At 43.5% G+C, this 19913-nt stretch carries 14 protein-coding genes; 5 read left to right on the forward strand and 9 right to left on the reverse strand.

The window, feature by feature from the left end; translation table 11 throughout:
• The first annotated feature begins 78 nt into the window (after positions 1–78).
• Entirely contained in the window at positions 79–549 is a 471-nt protein-coding gene (gene greA / locus D0T51_RS03945) for a transcription elongation factor GreA (protein WP_163725476.1), read from the forward strand.
• Between the two features lie 11 nt (positions 550–560).
• Positions 561–956 (forward strand): HIT family protein, encoded by a 396-nt coding sequence (locus D0T51_RS03950; protein ID WP_163725478.1) that lies wholly within the window; start codon positions 561–563, stop codon positions 954–956.
• Between the two features lie 221 nt (positions 957–1177).
• Here the strand turns inward: D0T51_RS03950 and D0T51_RS03955 are convergent, their stop codons facing one another.
• Both D0T51_RS03955 and D0T51_RS03960 read right to left on the reverse strand, forming a co-directional pair.
• Entirely contained in the window at positions 1178–2299 is a 1122-nt protein-coding gene (locus tag D0T51_RS03955; protein ID WP_163725481.1) for a PspC domain-containing protein, read from the reverse strand.
• A 12-nt stretch (positions 2300–2311) separates the two neighbouring features.
• Positions 2312–2638 carry a PadR family transcriptional regulator gene (locus D0T51_RS03960; protein WP_163725484.1) on the reverse strand — a complete coding sequence of 109 codons (327 nt, stop codon included), beginning with the start codon at positions 2636–2638 and terminating at the stop codon, positions 2312–2314.
• A 206-nt stretch (positions 2639–2844) separates the two neighbouring features.
• On the opposite strand from D0T51_RS03960, the gene D0T51_RS03965 reads away from it, so the two are divergent.
• A complete protein-coding gene (locus tag D0T51_RS03965; protein WP_163725486.1) occupies positions 2845–4665 on the forward strand; it encodes a long-chain fatty acid--CoA ligase in 1821 nt (606 codons plus the stop codon).
• Between the two features lie 107 nt (positions 4666–4772).
• Here D0T51_RS03965 and D0T51_RS03970 read toward each other — a convergent pair whose 3' ends face one another.
• The 7 genes from D0T51_RS03970 to D0T51_RS04000 all read right to left on the reverse strand — a co-directional run bounded on the left by D0T51_RS03970 (position 4773) and on the right by D0T51_RS04000 (position 18900).
• Positions 4773–5978 carry a glycoside hydrolase family 88 protein gene (locus D0T51_RS03970; RefSeq protein WP_373457002.1) on the reverse strand — a complete coding sequence of 402 codons (1206 nt, stop codon included), beginning with the start codon at positions 5976–5978 and terminating at the stop codon, positions 4773–4775.
• Between the two features lie 9 nt (positions 5979–5987).
• The gene (locus tag D0T51_RS03975) at positions 5988–7919 is read right to left on the reverse strand and encodes a heparinase II/III family protein (protein ID WP_163725491.1); all 1932 of its coding nucleotides are present in this window, start codon (positions 7917–7919) and stop codon (positions 5988–5990) included.
• Positions 7920–8137: 218 nt separating this feature from the next.
• Positions 8138–9901 (reverse strand): RagB/SusD family nutrient uptake outer membrane protein, encoded by a 1764-nt coding sequence (locus D0T51_RS03980; RefSeq protein ID WP_163725494.1) that lies wholly within the window; start codon positions 9899–9901, stop codon positions 8138–8140.
• Between the two features lie 11 nt (positions 9902–9912).
• Positions 9913–13242: a TonB-dependent receptor gene (locus D0T51_RS03985; protein WP_163725496.1), complete on the reverse strand. Its 3330-nt coding sequence runs from the start codon at positions 13240–13242 to the stop codon at positions 9913–9915.
• A 281-nt stretch (positions 13243–13523) separates the two neighbouring features.
• Positions 13524–15947 carry a TonB-dependent receptor plug domain-containing protein gene (locus D0T51_RS03990; RefSeq protein ID WP_163725498.1) on the reverse strand — a complete coding sequence of 808 codons (2424 nt, stop codon included), beginning with the start codon at positions 15945–15947 and terminating at the stop codon, positions 13524–13526.
• A 32-nt stretch (positions 15948–15979) separates the two neighbouring features.
• Entirely contained in the window at positions 15980–18013 is a 2034-nt protein-coding gene (locus D0T51_RS03995) for a glycoside hydrolase family 2 TIM barrel-domain containing protein (protein WP_163725500.1), read from the reverse strand.
• Positions 18014–18750: 737 nt separating this feature from the next.
• Positions 18751–18900, reverse strand: a complete 150-nt coding sequence (locus D0T51_RS04000) for a hypothetical protein (protein ID WP_163725502.1) — start codon at positions 18898–18900, stop codon at positions 18751–18753.
• 188 nt (positions 18901–19088) lie between these two features.
• Here D0T51_RS04000 and D0T51_RS04005 point away from each other — a divergent pair, with 188 nt between their 5' ends.
• A complete protein-coding gene (locus tag D0T51_RS04005) occupies positions 19089–19511 on the forward strand; it encodes a PH domain-containing protein (protein ID WP_163725504.1) in 423 nt (140 codons plus the stop codon).
• Positions 19508–19912: a hypothetical protein gene (locus tag D0T51_RS04010; RefSeq protein WP_163725506.1), complete on the forward strand. Its 405-nt coding sequence runs from the start codon at positions 19508–19510 to the stop codon at positions 19910–19912. The genes D0T51_RS04005 and D0T51_RS04010 overlap by 4 nt, the downstream gene beginning before the upstream one ends.
• Position 19913 lies beyond the last annotated feature (1 nt).

The following is a 19913-nucleotide window of genomic DNA, read 5'->3' on the forward strand; positions in this document are numbered from 1 at the left end:
CTAATCATAGTCGGGATTCTTTTTTTATTGTTCAGAGATATAATTTTAGATAAGAATTAAATATAAGGAGAAAAAAGTATGGCTATTAATTATATGACAGAAGAAGGCTACAACAACCTTCTTGCAGAAATTAATTATATGGAGACGGTGAAACGTCCGGAGATCTCTGCTCAAATCGCTGAAGCAAGAGACAAAGGGGATTTATCGGAAAATGCAGAATATGATGCCGCCAAAGAAGCGCAAGGCATCATGGAAGCCAAATTGTCTCAGTTGAAAGAATTACTTGCCAATGCCCGCCTGATTGACGAAACACGTATCCAAACAGAAGAGGTGCAGATACTGAATAAGGTAAAAATAAAGAATGTAACAAACAACGCAGTTATGACCTATACATTGGTTGCCGATTCGGAAGCCAATCTGAAAGAGGGAAAGATCGCGATAAGCACCCCTATCGCCCAGGGATTATTGGGCAAGAAAGTAGGCGATGTTGCAGAGATACAGGTGCCCTCCGGTCTCATGAATTTTGAAATCCTGGATATTTCCATTTAATCTTTCAAACGATGCCTACGATATTCAGTCGAATAGTGGCCGGAGAAATACCCTGCCATAAAGTCGCAGAGAATGAAGAGTTCTTTGCTTTTCTGGACATTCATCCAATAGCACCCGGACATACCCTGGTGATTCCCAAAAAAGAGATTGATTATCTTTTTGATATGGACGACGAGACACTCGCGCGAATGATGTCGTTCGCTAAAAAGGTAGCGGCAGCTTTACAGATAGCCATACCCTGCAAAAGGGTTGGTCTTTCCGTTATTGGACTGGAAGTACCGCATGCACATATACATCTTGTGCCTATCAACAAAGAGTCTGATATCTATTTCGGAAAAGAGAAAGAAACACCCTCTCAGGAGGTTTTAGCTGATATAGCCGCAAAGATACGGGAACATTACAAATAATACGAAAAGGTTTTTTTTCTGTAAAAGTATCCGTATATTTGTAGCTTGACTAAGTTGAATAATAAGCATATCAATACATTAGATATATAAAATTCATTAGTGGTTTTTACTCATAAATTTGTTAACCTTAGAAGAAAGGCCCCTCTGAGACAGAGCGGCCTTCTTTTTTGAACACACAATATATACAAACCATACATCCCTATGCAAATGATGTATCTATATCATATAGGCATCATTCCCCAATGCCATCCATTCATTATATTCCAAGCCGGGAGACCATAATGGGTAGCGATAACAATCGTTGCCGCTAAAGCGATAACCCATATGACAAGCAAAATCCATTTGCCCTGGGAAGGCATTGGCTTCCACTTAAAGAGCTGTCCGCCTATAAGGTAGAGAAGAGAGACTACCGGGATACCGATTACCAGGATCGTACCAATGGTACTGCCAATCAGGGCTCCTTCTGAAAAATGAGGCACCAGCCCCCATCCCCCTCCCCAAGGGGAGAGTTCTTCCAAAATACCCATACCTCCACCTAACAAACCGATTCCACCGCCCAATAAACCAACTACCACAGCGAACAAAACCACCAATAACACAAATAAGATAAGCAATACCGGCGGCAGAAGGACGACAGCAAACAGAATGCCCACCACCTTTACAAGAACACCGAAGATGGAAACAAAAGCATCTCCCAACTTCTGCAAGGTGGAGCGCGGTTTACCCGAGCTTATATAATCATTTACATTATTAGACACCCGCTCAAAGCCATCTGTTACCGTTTTACCGATATTCTCTACGGTCACTTTCTCTCCCCGCATCTGCAACTTCTCCGTTGCCGTATGCGCCATGGGAATAATCAGCCAAAGAACAAAATAGACCGGGATTATCACTCCCCAGAAAATCATCAACAATATCAAACCCAGGCGAATAGCCGTCGGGTCCCATCCCAGATAAGCGGCCAGGCCTCCGGCTACCCCTCCTAAAATACGATCGTCCGGATTACGGAACAAACGTCTTTTGGTATATACCGTTTCCGTTTTTTCCTGATACTCTTCCTTTTCTTCTTCCTGAAAGGAGTCTCCGAATATCTCTTCCGGTTTCCCCATCCGCTTGATCACCTCTTCCACCTGCTCAAGGCTGATGACCTCATATCCTAGTTTGATACGCTCATGGAGCAATTCGGATATACGGATCTCAAAGTCGTTCATGATCTCATCCGAGCCTTCCTCTTTACGGAAGTGTATGCGTAAATTCGATAAGTATTTATCCAGTAACTGATAGGCATCTTCATCTATATGAAAAACGGTCCCCCCCAAATTTACAGTCAGTGTCTTTTTCATCTCTTTCCTTTTTTAATTGTTTGTGATGTGGTTTATCGTATCATTTAGTTCTTGCCAGGAAGATTCCAGTTCACCCAGAAAGAGTTCCCCCTTTTCTGTCAACCGGTAATATTTCCTTGGCGGCCCTTGAGTAGATTCTATCCATTGATAAGCAAGCAACTCACTGTTTTTCAAACGAGTCAAAAGAGGATATAAAGTGCCTTCAACTACGATCAATTTGGCTTCCTGCAATTTCTGAATGATATCCGAAGTATAAGCAGGTTCCTTTTTCAGGAGTAAAAGAATACAATATTCCAATATCCCTTTACGCATCTGTGATTTTACATTTTCCGCATTCATTGCTTTTATGTTTATGGAACAAATATAGGCATTGCCTATGTACTATGCAATGCATACTACTATGGTTTATGCAATTTTAACAAAAACAGCTCACATTTGCCTATAAACTGCACATAAATGCCCGATTTGTGTAAAAAGCAGCTTCGTTTATTCTGCTATCCAAGGAGAATAAATTACATTTGCACATTCATTCAAAATAGAGAAACATGGCAAAAAACTATCACTTTGCAGAGTTAATTCATCACCAGGCAGATAAATACGGTTCGCGTACCGCTCTTAAATACCGGGATGATCACAGTGGTAAATGGTTAAAGATATCCTGGCGGGATTTCTCTGACCGGGTAATGCTCACGGCAAAAGCGATGGCTGCTTTTGGTATAGAAGAACAGAAAACAATAGGTGTTTATTCGCAGAATATGCCCCAGTGTTTGTATACCGATTTTGCCGGATTTGCCAACCGGGCAGTTTCTATCCCCATGTATGCGACCAGCTCACCGGCACAGATCGAATACATTATTAACGATGCTTCTATCGACACCTTATTTGTAGGTGAACAGCTTCAATACAACAATGCCTATCTGGTGCAAAAAGGATCCGAAGTACTGAAACGGATTATTGTTTTCGATTCGCAGGTGAAGTTGAGCCCGGAAGATACGACCTCCATCTATTTCGAAGACTTCCTTCGCCTGGGGGACAATGCCCATGCGGAGACAACGGTGAAAATCCGCATGAAAGAGGCCTCTGTAGAAGACCTGGCCACCATCATCTATACATCCGGCACCACCGGGGAGTCAAAGGGGGTGATGTTGCATCACTCTAATTTCCTGGAGGCAATGCGTATACACGACATTCGCCTGCCGATTATTACCGACAAGGAGACGTCGATCTGCTTCCTGCCGCTCACGCATATCTTTGAAAAGGCATGGACCTATTTATGCCTGCATAACGGGGTTGTCGTAGCGATCAACAGAGATCCGAAGAGAATCCAGCAGGCCTTGGTCGAGGTCCGTCCATCCATGATGTGTAACGTGCCACGTTTTTGGGAAAAAGTATATACCGGTGTACAGGATAAGATTGCCGGTTTCCCGGGCCCCTTACGCCGGATGGCCAACGATGCGGTAAAAACAGGGCATGCATACAACCTGGAATATAAAAACAAAGGAAAGGCAGCTCCTCTATGGACTGCAATAAAATTCAAGTTTTACGAAAAGACCATCTTCAAAGTACTGAAGAAAGTGTTAGGTATCGACAGAGGACGCCTTTTCCCTACGGCAGGAGCTCCTCTTTCCGATACGGTCAATACATTCCTGCAGTCGGTCGATATCCCGATCGTCTACGGTTATGGATTAAGTGAGACCACGGCTACGGTGTCTTTCTGTCCCATGCAGGGATTCACTATCGGTTCTATTGGTACGATTATGCCGGATGTACAGGTACGTATCGATGAAACAAACCAGGAGATTCTGGTAAAAGGAAAGACAGTCACCCGTGGGTATTACAACAAACCGGAAGAGAATGCAAAGTCTTTTACCGAAGATGGCTTCTTCCGTACCGGTGATGCCGGACGTCTGGAAGGGGAGACATTGTATTTTACGGAACGCATCAAAGACCTGTACAAAACATCCAACGGAAAATACATTGCCCCACAGGCCATAGAGATGTTATTAGGCAATGATAAATACATTGCCCAGATTGCTGTCATCGGAGACAAACGGAAGTTTGTAGGGGCTTTGATTGTGCCCGATTTCGAGGCCTTGGAAAACTATGCCGTACAAAAAGAAATTGCTTACACCTCGCGCGAAAATCTTATTCAGAACTATGATATCAACCGTCTCTTCGAATCGCGCATCGAAGAACATCAGAAGAATTTAGCTTCTTATGAGAAAATCAAACGGTTCATCCTCTTGTCCGAACCTTTTACGATGGAAGGACGTGAACTGACTGATACCCTTAAACTACGTCGTCCTGTCATTCTGAAAAAGTATGCACAGCAGATCGACGAGATGTATGAAGAGCCCTTGTCATAAGAGCCCGTATCTACACAATACACAATCCCCCCCTATAAAGAGAGAAAAAAAGGATAACCGGTAAACCGGTTATCCTTTAACAATAGATCTCGTAAGTCAACAAATCTTCATTGATTTTCTATTATCTGTTTACGTTTCAATGCTTCCAAGAAGTAGTAATCGGCGTAGTTAAGGGGGACATCTATTTCTGCGTTATGAGGAATACTGCCCACACTGTGCATGAGCAGGAAATTCCCATTCGTACCCAAGGAGGCACGGTAAGCCGGGGAGGCTAAATTGGTCATTATCTTATCTGCGTATTCTTTGTATTCTTGTGAACCGGGAAGATCCATTGTACTGATTTCATACAAAGCCGAAGCGATGCAGGCAGCTGCCGAAGCATCTCTGAACTCATTCGGAATCTGAGGAGCATCCATATCCCAGTAAGGGATGAGGTCTTCCGGCATATTCTTATGGTTTTGCATGAAATGGAATGTTTTAAGAGCCTGGTCGATATATTTCTTATCCCCTGTTTCGCGGTAACAAACGGTATATCCGTAGATAGCCCATGCTTGCCCCCTACTCCAGGCAGATTCGTGTGCATATCCTTGTGCTGTATGGCGGTTGCGGACAGAGCCATCCTCCAGGCTGTAGTCGATTACATGGTAACAACTACCGTCCGGTCGAAACTGCTCAGCCATCGTCCGGTCGGCATGTGAAACAGCTATCTGATAGAAAGAAGAATCACCCGACAATTCAGTAGCCTTAAACATCAGTTCAAGGTTCATCAGGTTGTCGATAATCACCGGACATTCCCATCCGCGCTGCGACATCCATCCCCGGTCTACATCCCAGGATTGAAGCACGCCTGCAACCGGGCGGAAGCGGGTCGATAAAGATTTAGCAGCCTGAACAATCACCTCCAGGTAAGCCGGATTGCCGGTTATACGGAATCCATTACCAAAGCTGCAGCCCACCATAAAACCCACATCGTGATGCTGGGTCAGGTTTTTGGCCTCTTCCATGCCTTTCGAGTATTTATCTGCCAACGACAATAAGATTTCATCGCCTGTCAACTCATACAGAAGCCAGACGGATCCCGGAAAAAAACCACTCCGCCAGTCGGCATATCCGCAATAATAAACAGAACTATCCGGCTTGAGAGTCGTCGGATTCAGGAATTTACCACTGGTCTCAATCACTTCAATTGCTTTTCCTATCTGAGCATGGGCAAATTCGATATTCTCATCTATAAAATCAGCTTCGCCTTTTTTCTGTCCGCTTCCACAAGATAAAAGGATAGCGCAACTGGCAAATGCAATAATACTTCTCATTTTTATCATTTATTTCTTTGGTTGAATAGTATATGAATAGATACCTGACAGGGTTTGTTTCTTCGCCTTTAAAGAGATGCGGTAGATCTCCTTTCCCCAGACATTGGACAAACGTGGGTCCTCTAATACGATTGTATCAACAGAGGGACTAAACATCTGTTTGTCATAGGTCAAACAAACCTTCTCCTTGTCAACTTCAACAGTAATTTCTCCCTCCCGGGAAATATCGACATTTCCCCAAGTAAGGAAATGGATCTGGTTAGCCTGATTCGTTTTGTCCAGGGTGAAAACATCCGTAATCTTCACGGCATGAGAAGAAAGCGTATACGAACGTACCCACTCCTTTACGGCCGCTTCCGCTGGATAAGCTGTCGCAATATTGGCAGAGAAAGTCATGCGTTTGGGATTAAACCGCACTTGTGTCGCTTTATATTTCGCCCCGAAAGACTGGGGTACGCCATTGATCATCGGAACACTATGATAATTACTTTGCATAGTCCAGATCGTATATCTTTCCGAGCTGAACGTCTGCCGGGTATAGGTTCCCACGCCGGCGTCAATAAAAATCGGTGTTTTGTTCAGGTAGAGAGAGAATGTGCCGGCATCGTTATGATTATGGCTTTCGTTATTATATCCTCCTTTTGTTGCCAAAAAGAAACCGTTCTTATGCGTCATATAACAAAACTCGGTTTCCGGATACCATGTATAAGCCGGAGATTGATAAACAGGTGTTTCCTTCTCCATCTCATGCCGATACAAGAGAGATTGAAGGGTACGGAATATATCCAGTCCCGCCGAAGAAGGCTGCGTCGACAAAGAGTTCAGATAAGCAGCATATTGCTTCATGACTTCACTTTGCACCGCCTTTCCATAACGATAAATAACAGCTGCGTTGCCTCCTCCTTTCGCAGAAGCATCGGCAAAGTTGACCACCCAATTGTTCCCCACATACGAACGGGCAATATATTCACCCATAGCTTTGATCATCGGTTCCTGGAAAAGAGAAATCTTTCCTCCGGTACCATCATAAAGCATTTGCAGGTAGTCATACATTTTACCGGCGGCATGTCCCCAATAAGAGGGACCTTCCTCACAAGCACCGTCTTCATGGGTATAATTGATAAACTTATCGACAGATACCATGGTCCGGTAAACAGCTTCCGCCAGTTTGTCGCGGTCGTTTTCCAAGAGGAAAAAACATTGCAATACATTAAAGTTACACCAGGGGTTCCAGTTGTTCACCATCATACCCGGTTTGTAATTAAAGGCCATCCACCAATACGTATCGGTATGTATATAAGCATCCAGGGTTCTTTCCTGAAGTTCGGTACGCAGGCGATCCGAAACCACGGGATTCACCTTGTCAAACTCCGGGTGGAGGTAATAATAAATCCAGGATAATAAGGAGCTCAGATCACCGGAGGTCAGATCGATCACCGGTTTTTTATTATCAGGGAGAGAGTGGCGGGAGGTTTGTTCCCGGCCCAGGTGAGCGGATAATGCCCAGGAAGTCATTTCGCAAGAATGGAAAACACCGTCGATCAATGGATCGATAAAACGTCCCTTTCCTTCAGCCAGTTCAGCCATAAAAAGATCGGCAATCGCGCGGTTATTACTTCCAAAAGGGTTTTGCATGATATCCCGGTTCCCACTCCGTTCAAATTCTATATAGTCTGTTGCCTTAACGACTTTCCATTCATAGTTCAGTTGTTTTTCTCCTTTTTGGATAAAAGAGTCTTTTGCATCTCCCAGCAGTCTATCCCAGCCGGAACGATCGGTATAGGATGGGTAGGGCACCCATTCCTGGTTCATAATCAAAGCGGATTTTACCAGAGAAAGATCGGCTTGTTTCTGCAACATATTCTTTTCAGTGTAAGCACTTAATTGAAATGCGCAAAGAAAAAGTAAACAGATAAGACTTATTTGTTTAAGTGTTTTCATAATATTCATTTTATTAAAGTCTGCCTTCTACATATTCATTTTCAGACTTGTCGGGGTTGTCTACAGCCCTCCTTCTGAAACAAGATATTTCCTCTTTCTCATGCAAATATCTTTACATAATAAGAATTCATTCACTACAAAAAATCGAACAATTATAAAAAATGGATCTGAAGCAATCGATTATTTCTCCAGATCCATTTTTAAAAGAGATATTGGAATTAGTTAATCCAACCTTCTACCTGTACCAGATTTTCATTCATCTGACATTCTGCTGTCGGTATAGGCCAGTTGTAATAATGGTCACCACCCCAACTATCTGTATATTGGTTTTCACCCCAAACTTGTTTCAAACCACTTCCAGGTTTAACCTTTGTTTCGTGCAAGGTTCTCCAACGCATTTCGTCAAAGAAGTTAACACCTTCCGCTGCAAATTCCCAACGACGTTCGTTGCGGATACGTTCTCTCATATCTGCCTGATTGTTTACGTAAGTAGGTTTGCTTGCATCTGTTGTTTGCAGAAGGGCTGCACCGGCTCTTTGTCTTACCTGGTTTACCAAATCTACTGCAGTCTGGCTGAATCCTTGTTCGTTGATCGCTTCAGCTCTTCCTAACAATACATCTGCGTAACGGATCAATGGAATATCGATCTGAGAATAGTTACGGCTGGCAATTTCAGTAGCTCCTTCCGCAACAAACTTACGGAACAGATAGTAGAAACGGTTGTTTGTATCCGTACGTACGTCGAACGGTTCAGCCGTGTCAGCTCCCCGATAAGGCCAACGCAATGTATAGGTATAAGAGTTTGCACCTGAAGCACCATAGAATGTTGAATAAGGAGTGATAAGCGTTTTTGTCAAACGAGGATCACGGTTTGCATAGGCTTTCAATATACGAGCTTCGTTACCTGTCGGAAGATATTTTGACATATCTGCACCGGCATTTTTCAGGTTAGTGATTTCTTTTTCCGTCATATTATCACGCAGGAAGAAGACAGATCTGGCAGCTGGAGTCATGCTGCTGTATCCCGGCAGATAATCATCCCAGTTGAATTTAGAACCATCTGCACACTCATAGCTATCTGCAAAATCAGTACTTGCTAGATAAGTATTCCAACCTTGTTCGAAAACAACGCGGCTACCATAACGGAAGCTGAATGTATTTCCATAACCTGATTGTCCGATACATTGCATAGAGAAGATCATCTCATCACATTGTTCGTTGGCTTCTTTAAAGAGTTGTTTATAGTCACCGTCAAACAAGGAATGTCCCATCTCGCCTACTTTAGCAAAGTCAGCATCTGCTTTTGCCCACTCTTTTGTCCACTGATACACTTTTCCACGCAGTGCATAAGCAGCCGATTTTGTGATACGGCCGTAGTCAGAACTTCCTGCTGCGTATTTGTTCGGTAAATTCGGTTCGTTGATACAGTCTGTAAGGTCAGCAATTACTACTTCCCAAATCTTCGCTTCTGTTTCACGTCCTTTTACCAATTCTTCCAATTCAGTCGGTTCCAGATACAAAGGCACACCTTTGAAAACCATATTCAATTTATAATAGAAGAATGCTCTGAAGAACTTAGCTTCTGCTGTCAGACGACCCAATTTAGCAGCCGAAAGAGGAGCTTTAGACAAGTTTGCGATCGCATCATTTGCCCGGTGGATACCTTCGTAATGATTTCTCCAATATGTACTGAACATACCGCTACCGGCTGTCAGGTTACCTTTCATAAGTCCCTGTTGGTCGCGGCAATCAGAAGATACACCAAAGCTTTCGAAGACATATAAATCGGCACCGATGTAGCCATAAAAAAGCATATTATAAATCCCCATCACGCCCTGATCTGCCAGGTTTTCTGTTGTCCACATATTACCTGAGCTGATAGAGGCATAAGGGCTCAGATCCATCAGGTCTTCGCGGCAGCCAGTCGAAAATAACATAACTGAAGCTGCTCCTAAACAAATTATATTTTTAAATAATTTCATAATTCCTTTTTTTAGAATGATATATTAACACCAATTGCGTATTGTTTAATAGATGTATAAGCAGAAGAGCTATTCAACTCCGGATCTTGTCCCGGGAATGAGTTGAAGTTAAGCAAGTTTTCTCCTGATACATATACGCGAAGAGATTTCGTATAGATTTTTTGTGCAATATTTCTAGGCAATGTATAACCAATGGTAATGTTTTTCAATTTCAAGAAATTACCGTTGAACAAATACAATGTGCTTGCTTCTGAGTTCTGATAACCTGATTCGGCAGCCACCAAACGGCCATATGTTGCATTCAGATTCGTTCTGGCATCCGACGGATTGGCTGGATCATAGAAATAGTGATCATTGGCAATCTCTGTAGGAATAGCAACACCTGTACGTACCGATGGTGAGTTCAGACCTGTTGTAGCTCCCCAGTAAACTTTGTATCCTGCGGCACCTGCCCAGTTCAAAGAAATATCAAAGTTTTTGTAAGCTCCGGACATCTGCATACCGAAAATATATTTAGGGTCTTTAGATACTCCCTGGAATTCATTGTCATACGAGCTACCATAGATACCATCCCCATTCGCATCGGCATAGACATAGTCTCCGTACCATATTTTATTCTTACCTACCGTTTTGTTCGGCATAAAGGTATATCCTTCAGCGATCATCTTATTCAACCAGTCCATATCTTGTTCCGTACGGATCATACCGTCTTTCGGTCCACCATTGATACCGTCAGCGTCATATCCGCGTCCAGATCCAGAATATGTACTCTTCATATAGTACTCTTTGCTTCTTTTACCTTCTACGATAGGAGTAGATCCTCCGGAAGATACATCTCCGATATTTGTTTTCCAAACCTGGTTGCCAGCAGCATCCGTTGTCCATCCTTCTTGAAGCGTACCTTTATACTTTTCTACTTTATTGCCTAAATAAGAGAAGTTCGCTGAAACAGAATAAGAGAAATCTTTGATTTTATCTTTCCATCCCAATGTCAATTCAACACCGGAAGAATTCATTTCGGCAATATTCAAACGAGGTGCTGTCTTACTACCTGCTGTCAGATAAATTGACGGACGGAATAAGATACCGGTTGTCTTTTTGTTGAAAACATCTGCTTCGAATGTCAAACGATTGTTTAAAGCAGTCAAATCCAAACCGATATTGGTTGTAGCAGAAGATTCCCAAGTAAGCATAGAGTTAGCGATCGAAGTAGAAGACAAACCAGCCTGCAAAAGACCACCGATAGAATAACGGGTGATACCGTATGTAGATTGATATTCATAGTTACCCACATTGTCTCCACCATTGTTACCGATCTTACCATAAGATGCACGTAGTTTCAGGTTATCCAACCAATCTCTTGTTTTTTCCATAAATCCTTCTTCGCTGATACGCCATGCAGCAGAGAAAGAAGGGAAGGTACCCCAACGATAATCTTTGTGATAACGAGAGTGTCCGTCGCGACGTATATTGGCTTCAAACAAATATTTTGATTTATACGCATAGTTTATACGTCCGAAGAAAGAACGGCTGGCACGGTCTTGAGCGCTACCACCGATACTTACCATTTCAGTTGCCGAACTCGGGGTGTTTACACTCTGGTCGATCAAACCTTTTTTAGTAGCATTGTTAGAACTTTCATAGTAATATACTTCTTCGTATCCTGCCAACGCTGAAATATCATGGTCGTTCGCAATTGTAGTCGTATAATTCAATAAGTTCTGAATCGTATACTCATAATTACCATAATTATAGAAATACGTAGTCATCTGAGAAGGATCCGTAGCCGGGCTCATAATTGTACCATCACTGAATTTTACTTTCTCAATGGCATTTGACCAGCTCTTGTTTTCGTCCCAACGACGTTTGTAGTTGAAGTTGAAATCCCAGGTAAGTCCTTTCAGGAATTCCACTTTACTGAATAAAGTCGTGTTGAAACGTGTTTTCTTTTTCGTTCCTTCCGAACCGTTCAACATAGCAAAAATATTGTTTGCCGTGCCACTTTCTTCAGGAGCTTCCGGATAACCGTATTTACCGTTATATCTTGGATAAACACCTGGAGTTGTTTGACGCAGGTAGTTGTTTGCACTGTCAAAGTTACCCTGGTCGCTGTCTTCCTGTGAAGCAAAAGTACGTGTACCCACTGTCAACCAGTCAGTCACATTCGCTTCGATATTGGCACGCAACGAATACCGTTTGATACCTACATTTTCTACCAATCCCGGGTTATCCAGGTAACCGGCAGATGTCAAGAAACGGATTTTATCAGAACCACCGCTTACTGACACGTTGTGGTCGTTCAATACACCGTCACCAAACAAGGCTTCCTGCCAGTCTGTATTCGGGTAAGCCATGTAGTTAGGCACGCCATTTTCATTCAATCCATTAGGGTCTTTGGCTTTTTCGCGCCAAAGTTCAATGGTAGACTGTGCAAAATGGTCTTTTTGTCCGATATTGTTAAACGCTTCGTTTACCAAATCCATATAGCGGGCATAATCGGTTACCTGGTCTATCAGGTTAGCCGGCTCCTGGAAAGATACACGTCCGCTATAGTTTACTGACAACGAACCTTTTTTACCTCTTTTAGTGGTAATCAAGATAACACCGTTGGCAGCTCTTGATCCATAGATCGCAGAAGCAGCCGCATCTTTCAAGATAGAGATATTTTCAATATCCTGCGGATTCACGGCATCCATGATACCTTCGATACCATCGATCAATACCAACGGATCGGAATTATTCAATGTACCGATACCACGGATACGGATAGAAGCACCGTCGCTACCCGGCTTACCGGAAGTCTGCATAACCTGCACACCGGCACTCATACCAGCCAAAGCGGTAGATACATTCGTAAGAGGACGAGACATTGCTTGTTCTTCGAAGTTTACTGAAGAGATAGCACCTGTTAAGTTTACTTTCTTTTGTTGGCCGAAACCTACGGTTACAACCACTTCTTCCAATGCCAATGCATCTTCTTTTAATAAAACGTTAAAGGATGTTTTACCGGAAACAGGAATTTGTTGTTCCGCATATCCGATATACGTAAATACCAAAGTAGCATTTGACACTACATCCAAAGAGAATTTTCCGTCTGCGTCGGTGATCGTTCCGTTTGTAGTTCCTTTTTCTACTACATTGGCACCAACAACCGGGCCAAACTGGTCTTCTACAACACCAGTAACTTTAATTTTGGATTGCTGGGGAGCAGCTACATGATTTTTCTCAGCAGACTCCGACATTGCAGAACTGGCATGTACCGATCCTACAGATGTGAGAAGCATTGTAGCTCCTACCAACATCGTTTTTGAAAAGAGAGAGATGTTAAAATCTTTCATCATAATTAGAATAGACTAATAGTTAATAAATAAATTCAGTTTAATCAGATTACCTCTTTGGGTAATCTCTCAGACACTTTGTGTGTTTTTTGTGTATTATTCTTTCATTCTTTCTTCATTGAGTATTATCCGGTTTAATTAAGTTTATACATTTATTAATATTGATTAACAACAAAAGTAGTGTGCAAATCACAGACCGACCAGCACAATTCGTCCGAATCATATGCACAAATTATCCAACAGATGAGTTTTAACAGTATCCTGCGCCTGTTCGGAAAGAAGGTTTATTCCGTCGTTTTCGCTCCCATATCTATTTGTTTCAGGCTTCGGATCAATTGTCCGTCGGGAGTAATGCCTTCCACAATAACGGTATAAGAGGTCGGAAAAGCATCCGATGTGTAAAAATCCAAAAAAGCATTTCCCTCGGTATCCAGCCAAACATCGGGTTTCCAACAGATCGTTGTCCGATAGTCCATCTCCGGCCGGCGTTTCTGGATTTCCGAATCATACAGAGGCGTATAGAATTCGACGGGTTTTTGAACACCTAAAGGAGTCAATACTTCCGCATTCAATATAGCATAAGAAGGCCGGTCATAGCGGGTAATAATATTCACTACGCCACAATCAGCCGCAGTCGAACCAAATATGGTCGCTTTATAAGGAGCAATTATTTCAACCTGCTTGACTGTTTCCATCGTGATCATCGTTAAATCCAATTCGTCGACCCGCATACCGTCCAACATCGTAAGCGCAGGACCTTTCGCCCCTCCTGTAAGAATAACATGATATCTACCTGCCTCGCGCACACCCGGCATATAGGATAATGCCATCTCCAAATTGGGCTGATGATAACGCTCTATTTCCTCCTGCGTAATGATCTGGGTTGCAGAAATCGTATAAATCGAAAGGGGTTTCTCTTCTTTTTTGTTGAAGGCTGTAGCCGTTACCTCAGGCAGGTCTATCACCCGCACACCAAACAAATCATAACGATCACTTCTTTTTATCGTATCAGAAAATAGTTCCACTTTCTTATCCCGCTTCAGTTGCGAGACGGTCTCAAGCGACTTTATTACCGGAAAAGTATCCCTGTCCACCTTCAGGCGAAGGCGATCTGTTCCCTTTTTCGTATACGCCTGGAAATACATGGTGGTACTATCCGCATATTCATATCCGGTAAAGTTGAAACGCCCCGTATCGTCCACATCCAATAAGGCAAACAAGGTATCCCTGGGTGAGAGAAGGGATACTTGACTATTTTTCACTCCTTTCGAAGAAACCAAACCAATCGCTCTTCCCGAGATAGAAGGACCTGTTTCCGGCATAAACCGCGGATAGGTCATTTCTCCATGTAACACCTTCGGTATATCATATCGTCGCCAGGCTTGCGTCATCATCAAATGATCCAAAGCCTCGTCTGTCTGCGCAGAAGGATGATTGAAATAATACCCGGGATTTTCAATATACCCCTTTAGCTCGGAAGTAAGAAGAAGAGTTGACTGAATGGTTACCGTACTGTCCGGATTAACCGCTTTATCGTCTGTGATGGCCACAGACAAATGCGCCGGCAAAGGTTTGTCTTTCGTATCGCGCAAAGCGAATGACAAGGTAATTTTTTCTCTGGTAGCATATTTCTCCCGGTCGGTATTTATTTGCAAATGAGGCGTTTCATCATCCTTCCGGCCAAACAACAATCGTTCATTTAAAATATCCCGACTCTCATTCAACAACAAAACATGCAGGATACCTTGCGGCAAAGAATCTTTGGGGAATAAAAAATAAGGGGTAGAATGATCCCATGCCCCGGTATACAACACATCTCCTCCTTTGTGTATGAGAAGATAGAGAGGAGCTTTCTGCCATCCCGAAGCTTTCCGCAGCCCGACGGCCAACATAGCGTCGTTCCGCCAGTTTGCTTCAATCCCACAGAGGTCATTCCGCGCTTCCGGTAGATGGACATATTGCCAGGCGCCTTCCGCATTCCGGCAATTCAACACATAGGTTTTCCCTTTCTCCGGTATAAAAGCGAAGGACCCCATGCCCAGATGAGTCGTACAAGACATCTCTTTCACCAGAGCACCCGTCTGATCAGCCAGTTCCGCATAGACGATTTCTTCGCCCTGGCCCTGTGCATTCACGGCTTTAAAAGCGACCCGGCAAAGGGCGCCTTCCAAAAGATAGCCTCCTTCAGGGAAAACCGCCACTTTATAATCCGACACATACGTCTCCTCTTCTTTCACCTCTGTGGAGCGACCTATATGCAAACGTTTGCGGAAAAAATAAGCATCGTCCACATTCTGCATATTCTTTGTATAAGCACATAAGGTATAATCGGCCTCTTCCAGTTCCAGAGGAATATCCAGATATCCCTTATGCAACCCCTCCGTCGGGAGCAGTTTCACCCGATGTATCAAGGTGTCTACCGGACTTATCAGTTCGACATAGACATACCGGCTTACAGGCACGACACGTATATCCGCCGCATCCCTCAGGTAAGCTTTGAACCAAATCCGTTCACCCGGCAGATACGTATTCCGGTCGGTGTGCAAATGCACTTTTTCCTGCGGGAAAATCTGTTGCTGCGTATACAGACGGGTGGCCGTTTCATTTATAAATGCCTCTTTCCCCTTTTGCCCCGCCAAGGAACAGGGCAGAAGGAAGAGCAAACATAGTAACAGAATCTCTGATTGTTTATCTTTTAAAAGAGGCATCGTTCTATTTTTTTTAAATTTCCGAAATATAGTTATTTATAATACCATTCCACCACGTCTGTCAGGAATTGTTTTTTCAAGGGGGCTTTGACCTCTATTTTATTCTGACCGGCGGCAAGCGAGACATTCTCCCAAGTGATTGTGGCATAGGCATCAGCCTTTTGTTTACCGACACTTTTTCCGTTTACCCAAAGTTCCGCTTCGGCTTGGTTCGTGAAGACTGTAATCGTCGTCTCTGCCATTGTGCGGTTTACACACCGTCTGTTTGCTATGTATACAAACGGTTCTTCTTTGTTCCAATTGGCTTTATAAAAGTAGAAAGCATCCTTTTTCACCTTGCGGTCAAAAGTAACGATGCCTTTGTCATTGATACCCGGCCGGTCTCCTTCCGTGCGGTGGGCGGCACCGAAATCAAACATATTCCAGATGAAAGATCCCCAAATGAAAGGACGCTCGGCAATGGCCTGCCAGTTGCCGATATGATAGGCTGTCTGCCAGTTCTCCGGATGCCACCAGCCGGAAGCACTGCCGGCTTTCACCTCTTCCTGTTGGTGATAGATGCTGGCACCGGCACCGTATTCGCTGATACCTAATTTATACTGAGGGAATTTCTTATGGATACCATCCGCCCATTTGCCCATATCGGAAAAACGACCGCCATACCAACCATAATACTTATTCCAGGCAATCATGTCGCTGCACGCATTCAACGTATTCGCGTCTTCCAGGAAGCTGGCAGCTACCGTCGGGCGTGTCGGATCTTCCTGATGTGCCAAGGCATTCAGTTCGTTTATATATTCTTCCGGACTATCTCCCAAAGTCTTTAACTCATTATATAATCCCCAGAAACAGATGGAAGGATGGTTGTAATGCTGACGGATCAACTCTTTCAACTGTTCTTTTCCATTGGCACGGAACGAAGGCTGATTGACATATCCCCGCTCTTCATACCCGCCGGGACCGATGAAAGGAATCTCTGCCCAGACCACCAAACCGTTGCGGTCGGCCAGGTCATAGAAATAACTTGCCTGAGGGTAATGCGCCAGACGCATGGCATTCGTTCCCATCTCCAGGATAATATCCATATCTTCTTCATGATGCATGGGGCGTAAAGCATTGCCGATCTCCGGTCGGTCCTGATGACGGCATATACCTTGCAATTTCAAATGTTCCCCGTTCAGGAAAAAGCCTTTATCCGCATCGACCGTATAATAACGTAAGCCCAGAGGTTGCTCGACCACATCCACCACCGTACCTTCAACAGACAAGGTGGTTTTCACCCGGTAGGTAAACGGATCTTTGCGTCCGTTCCACAAATGAGGCTTATTTAATGTAAAAGAAAGTTCTTCTTGTTGATCTTTTCCGGAAAGACGGATGTTTTTCGTTTCATGGATTACCCGCTTTGCACCGTCATAAACCTCTACCTGCAGTTCACCCGCTGTGGCTGCCGCATAATTGCTGACAACTACTTTTGTCCGAACAACGGCTTCCTCCCGCGATACTTTTTCCTGTACCAGGTAAACTCCCGGAGAGGCATAATCGGTCAGGGAAATATGTTGGGGTTCGACCAACACCAGGTTGACATCCCGGTATATGCCCCCGTAAAAGTTGAAATCACCTACCAAAGGCATGATATCCAACTGAGGAGCATTGTTGACGCGCACCAATAATTCATTGGCTTCGCCATACTTCACCCAATCGGTTATGTCAAACACGAAGGCACCGTATCCACCGCGGTGCTCGCCTACATGTTTCTGATTAATAAATAAATTCGTCACCGAGAAAGCGCCTTCAAAACGAAGAAAAAGGCGTTTGCCCTCCCACTCCGCCGGGACTTCCATCTTTTTCCGGTAATTACCGATTCCCCGGAAATAATCCTGCTGACCGGACAAGGCATCTTGTGCATTCCAGGTATGCGGCAGGTCTACACGTCTTTCCGACCCTTTCTGCACCTGCCAGGAAAAGCGAAACTGCCAATCGTTATTTAACAACACTTCCTTACGTGAAGCCCATAAGGAAGATACAGAGAGTAAAAAAAGAAAAGAGAAAATGATTGTTTTTTTCATGCGTATATTTTTTTAAACAAATATAGTCCCCTTCTTTCAGAAAAATCATAAAAATAGTCCAATTTTATCAAACAAATCGTCCGAACCTTACCCCCCAGCCCCCTTCTCGGGGCTGACCCCAAAGTCGGTTTTTCTTACAATCACTCCCTCTACAGGTGTCTGTAACAGGGGTAAAAATCAGCTTTTCGGACTTTTGGCTCAGCTCCAGAGGGGGAAAGTTGGCGGGGCGACTCTTCCTGTTTCAACCCAAACCGCAGTTTTTTTGTGTGTGTACAAACCCCTAAATAAAAGTGTCGATAATTGTCGGCACTTGTGCTGATAATTGTCGGCACTTGTGTCGATATATATCGGCAATTGTGCTGACATATATCGGCAATTTTGCCGACAATCGTCAGCAATTTTATTCTCCTACCCTTTTGCACATATAAAATTGCATTTTTTCTTCCAATGGGTTGAGATTGGATTGGTAACAGGAAGGTGTTTAGGGTGATAGAAAAGTGTTTGAGGTAACAAAAAGGCATCTCGGATGACAAGACGGTTTTGGGAGTAACAGGAAGGCATCTCGGATGACAGGACGGTTTTGAGGTGTAAAACAGGTATCCCGGCTCCTCTTCTTGGATAAGAAGAGGGGGACCACTGCTCGCAGTGGTGGAGCAGTTTGAATTCTTTATAAATGTATATACCTATTTTAGAGTAACTATTTATAGCCACTTCTCTATTGCATATCTATTTGATATTCAGCGCAAATACATCAAACTGCTCCACCACCGGCTACGCCGGCGGTCCCCCTCTTCTTCTCCAAGAAGAGGAGCCAAGATAGTGTCAGTCAACACCTTATTCCCCATTCTCCATTCTCTATTCTCCATACTCCATCCTCCATCCTCCATTTGTCATTTTCATTTGTCATTTTCAATTCTCCATTTTGCTTCACGCTTCGCTAAGCGATCTGCGATTCAATTTTCAATTTACATACAGATAACGCCTCTTTCAGGCATAAAGAGTTAGAAAGCGGAGGGGTGCATCAACTCTTTGTTTCAAATCTTTTCATTAACTTGCAGCCAAATTAAAAAAAAGGATGGATAGAGAGTTCAGATCTGCGGTGGGATGGTGGTATCACCTACTTATTTTTATGGTTATGATGGGGTGTGTCACTGCTTTTTTAAGTACCCATATAGGGGCTATGATTGGTATGTTAGGAGTAGTCCTGTTGACATTGCATGTCTTTTTACATACGTATTATCGCGTGACCGCCGAAGGATTGTTGATTCTTCATTGCAGTATATTTCCGGAAAAGAAAATTGCCATAAGCGAAATAGAAGCCTTGGAAACCACTATGATGCCGGTATTTAGCTATGCCCTTTCCCTGGACAGGATCATGATCTGGTCCAATGGTAAACAGTGGATGATGATTTCCCCCAAAAACAAGAAAGAGTTTGTCAAACTATTGCGGGAAATGAATCCGGATATAATCATCAAAAAAGAAAATTCCTTTTTATGAGAGCACCTTATGGAATTGTCACGTCGAAAACAGGAAGAATCACGTTCTTTGTTGTTCTGATTCTTTATGTCGCCATATTGGCTTACTTCGCCGTGAGTGGTGAATGGGTGATCCTGACTATCCTTACCCTGAATCTAGGCGTGTTTGCATTGTCTATTCATAGGCGTTTTACTCAATATGTTCAGGTGACAGAGAACGACCGGTTGATAATAGGCAGTCATACGATAGATATCCGGGAGATCCACCACCTTGTGTTTTATGACGCCTGTACGTTCCGGGTACACTACAGCCTGGAAGGCAACGCCAGGATAAGTGCCAAAGTGCAATTGAAAGAGGCTGATGACAAGGTGAAGCTTTTAATGATACTCAAAAAAATAAACCCCAATATTCAAATCAATTAAA

The sequence above is a fragment of the Parabacteroides sp. 52 genome (genome assembly GCF_010500925.1).
GTDB lineage: Bacteria > Bacteroidota > Bacteroidia > Bacteroidales > Tannerellaceae > QVMG01.

Bases quoted from the DNA above. Each gene is read 5' to 3' on its own strand.
- D0T51_RS04010 (WP_163725506.1), top strand. From the start codon at position 19,508: ATGAGAGCACCTTATGGAATTGTCACGTCGAAAACAGGAAGAATCACG.
- D0T51_RS03995 (WP_163725500.1), bottom strand. From the start codon at position 18,013: ATGAAAAAAACAATCATTTTCTCTTTTCTTTTTTTACTCTCTGTATCT.
- greA (WP_163725476.1), top strand. From the start codon at position 79: ATGGCTATTAATTATATGACAGAAGAAGGCTACAACAACCTTCTTGCA.
- D0T51_RS03975 (WP_163725491.1), bottom strand. From the start codon at position 7,919: ATGAAAACACTTAAACAAATAAGTCTTATCTGTTTACTTTTTCTTTGC.
- D0T51_RS03990 (WP_163725498.1), bottom strand. From the start codon at position 15,947: ATGCCTCTTTTAAAAGATAAACAATCAGAGATTCTGTTACTATGTTTG.
- D0T51_RS03950 (WP_163725478.1), top strand. From the start codon at position 561: ATGCCTACGATATTCAGTCGAATAGTGGCCGGAGAAATACCCTGCCAT.
- D0T51_RS04000 (WP_163725502.1), bottom strand. From the start codon at position 18,900: ATGGAGGATGGAGGATGGAGTATGGAGAATAGAGAATGGAGAATGGGG.
- D0T51_RS03980 (WP_163725494.1), bottom strand. From the start codon at position 9,901: ATGAAATTATTTAAAAATATAATTTGTTTAGGAGCAGCTTCAGTTATG.
- D0T51_RS04005 (WP_163725504.1), top strand. From the start codon at position 19,089: ATGGATAGAGAGTTCAGATCTGCGGTGGGATGGTGGTATCACCTACTT.
- D0T51_RS03955 (WP_163725481.1), bottom strand. From the start codon at position 2,299: ATGAAAAAGACACTGACTGTAAATTTGGGGGGGACCGTTTTTCATATA.
- D0T51_RS03985 (WP_163725496.1), bottom strand. From the start codon at position 13,242: ATGATGAAAGATTTTAACATCTCTCTCTTTTCAAAAACGATGTTGGTA.
- D0T51_RS03965 (WP_163725486.1), top strand. From the start codon at position 2,845: ATGGCAAAAAACTATCACTTTGCAGAGTTAATTCATCACCAGGCAGAT.
- D0T51_RS03960 (WP_163725484.1), bottom strand. From the start codon at position 2,638: ATGAATGCGGAAAATGTAAAATCACAGATGCGTAAAGGGATATTGGAA.
- D0T51_RS03970 (WP_373457002.1), bottom strand. From the start codon at position 5,978: ATGAGAAGTATTATTGCATTTGCCAGTTGCGCTATCCTTTTATCTTGT.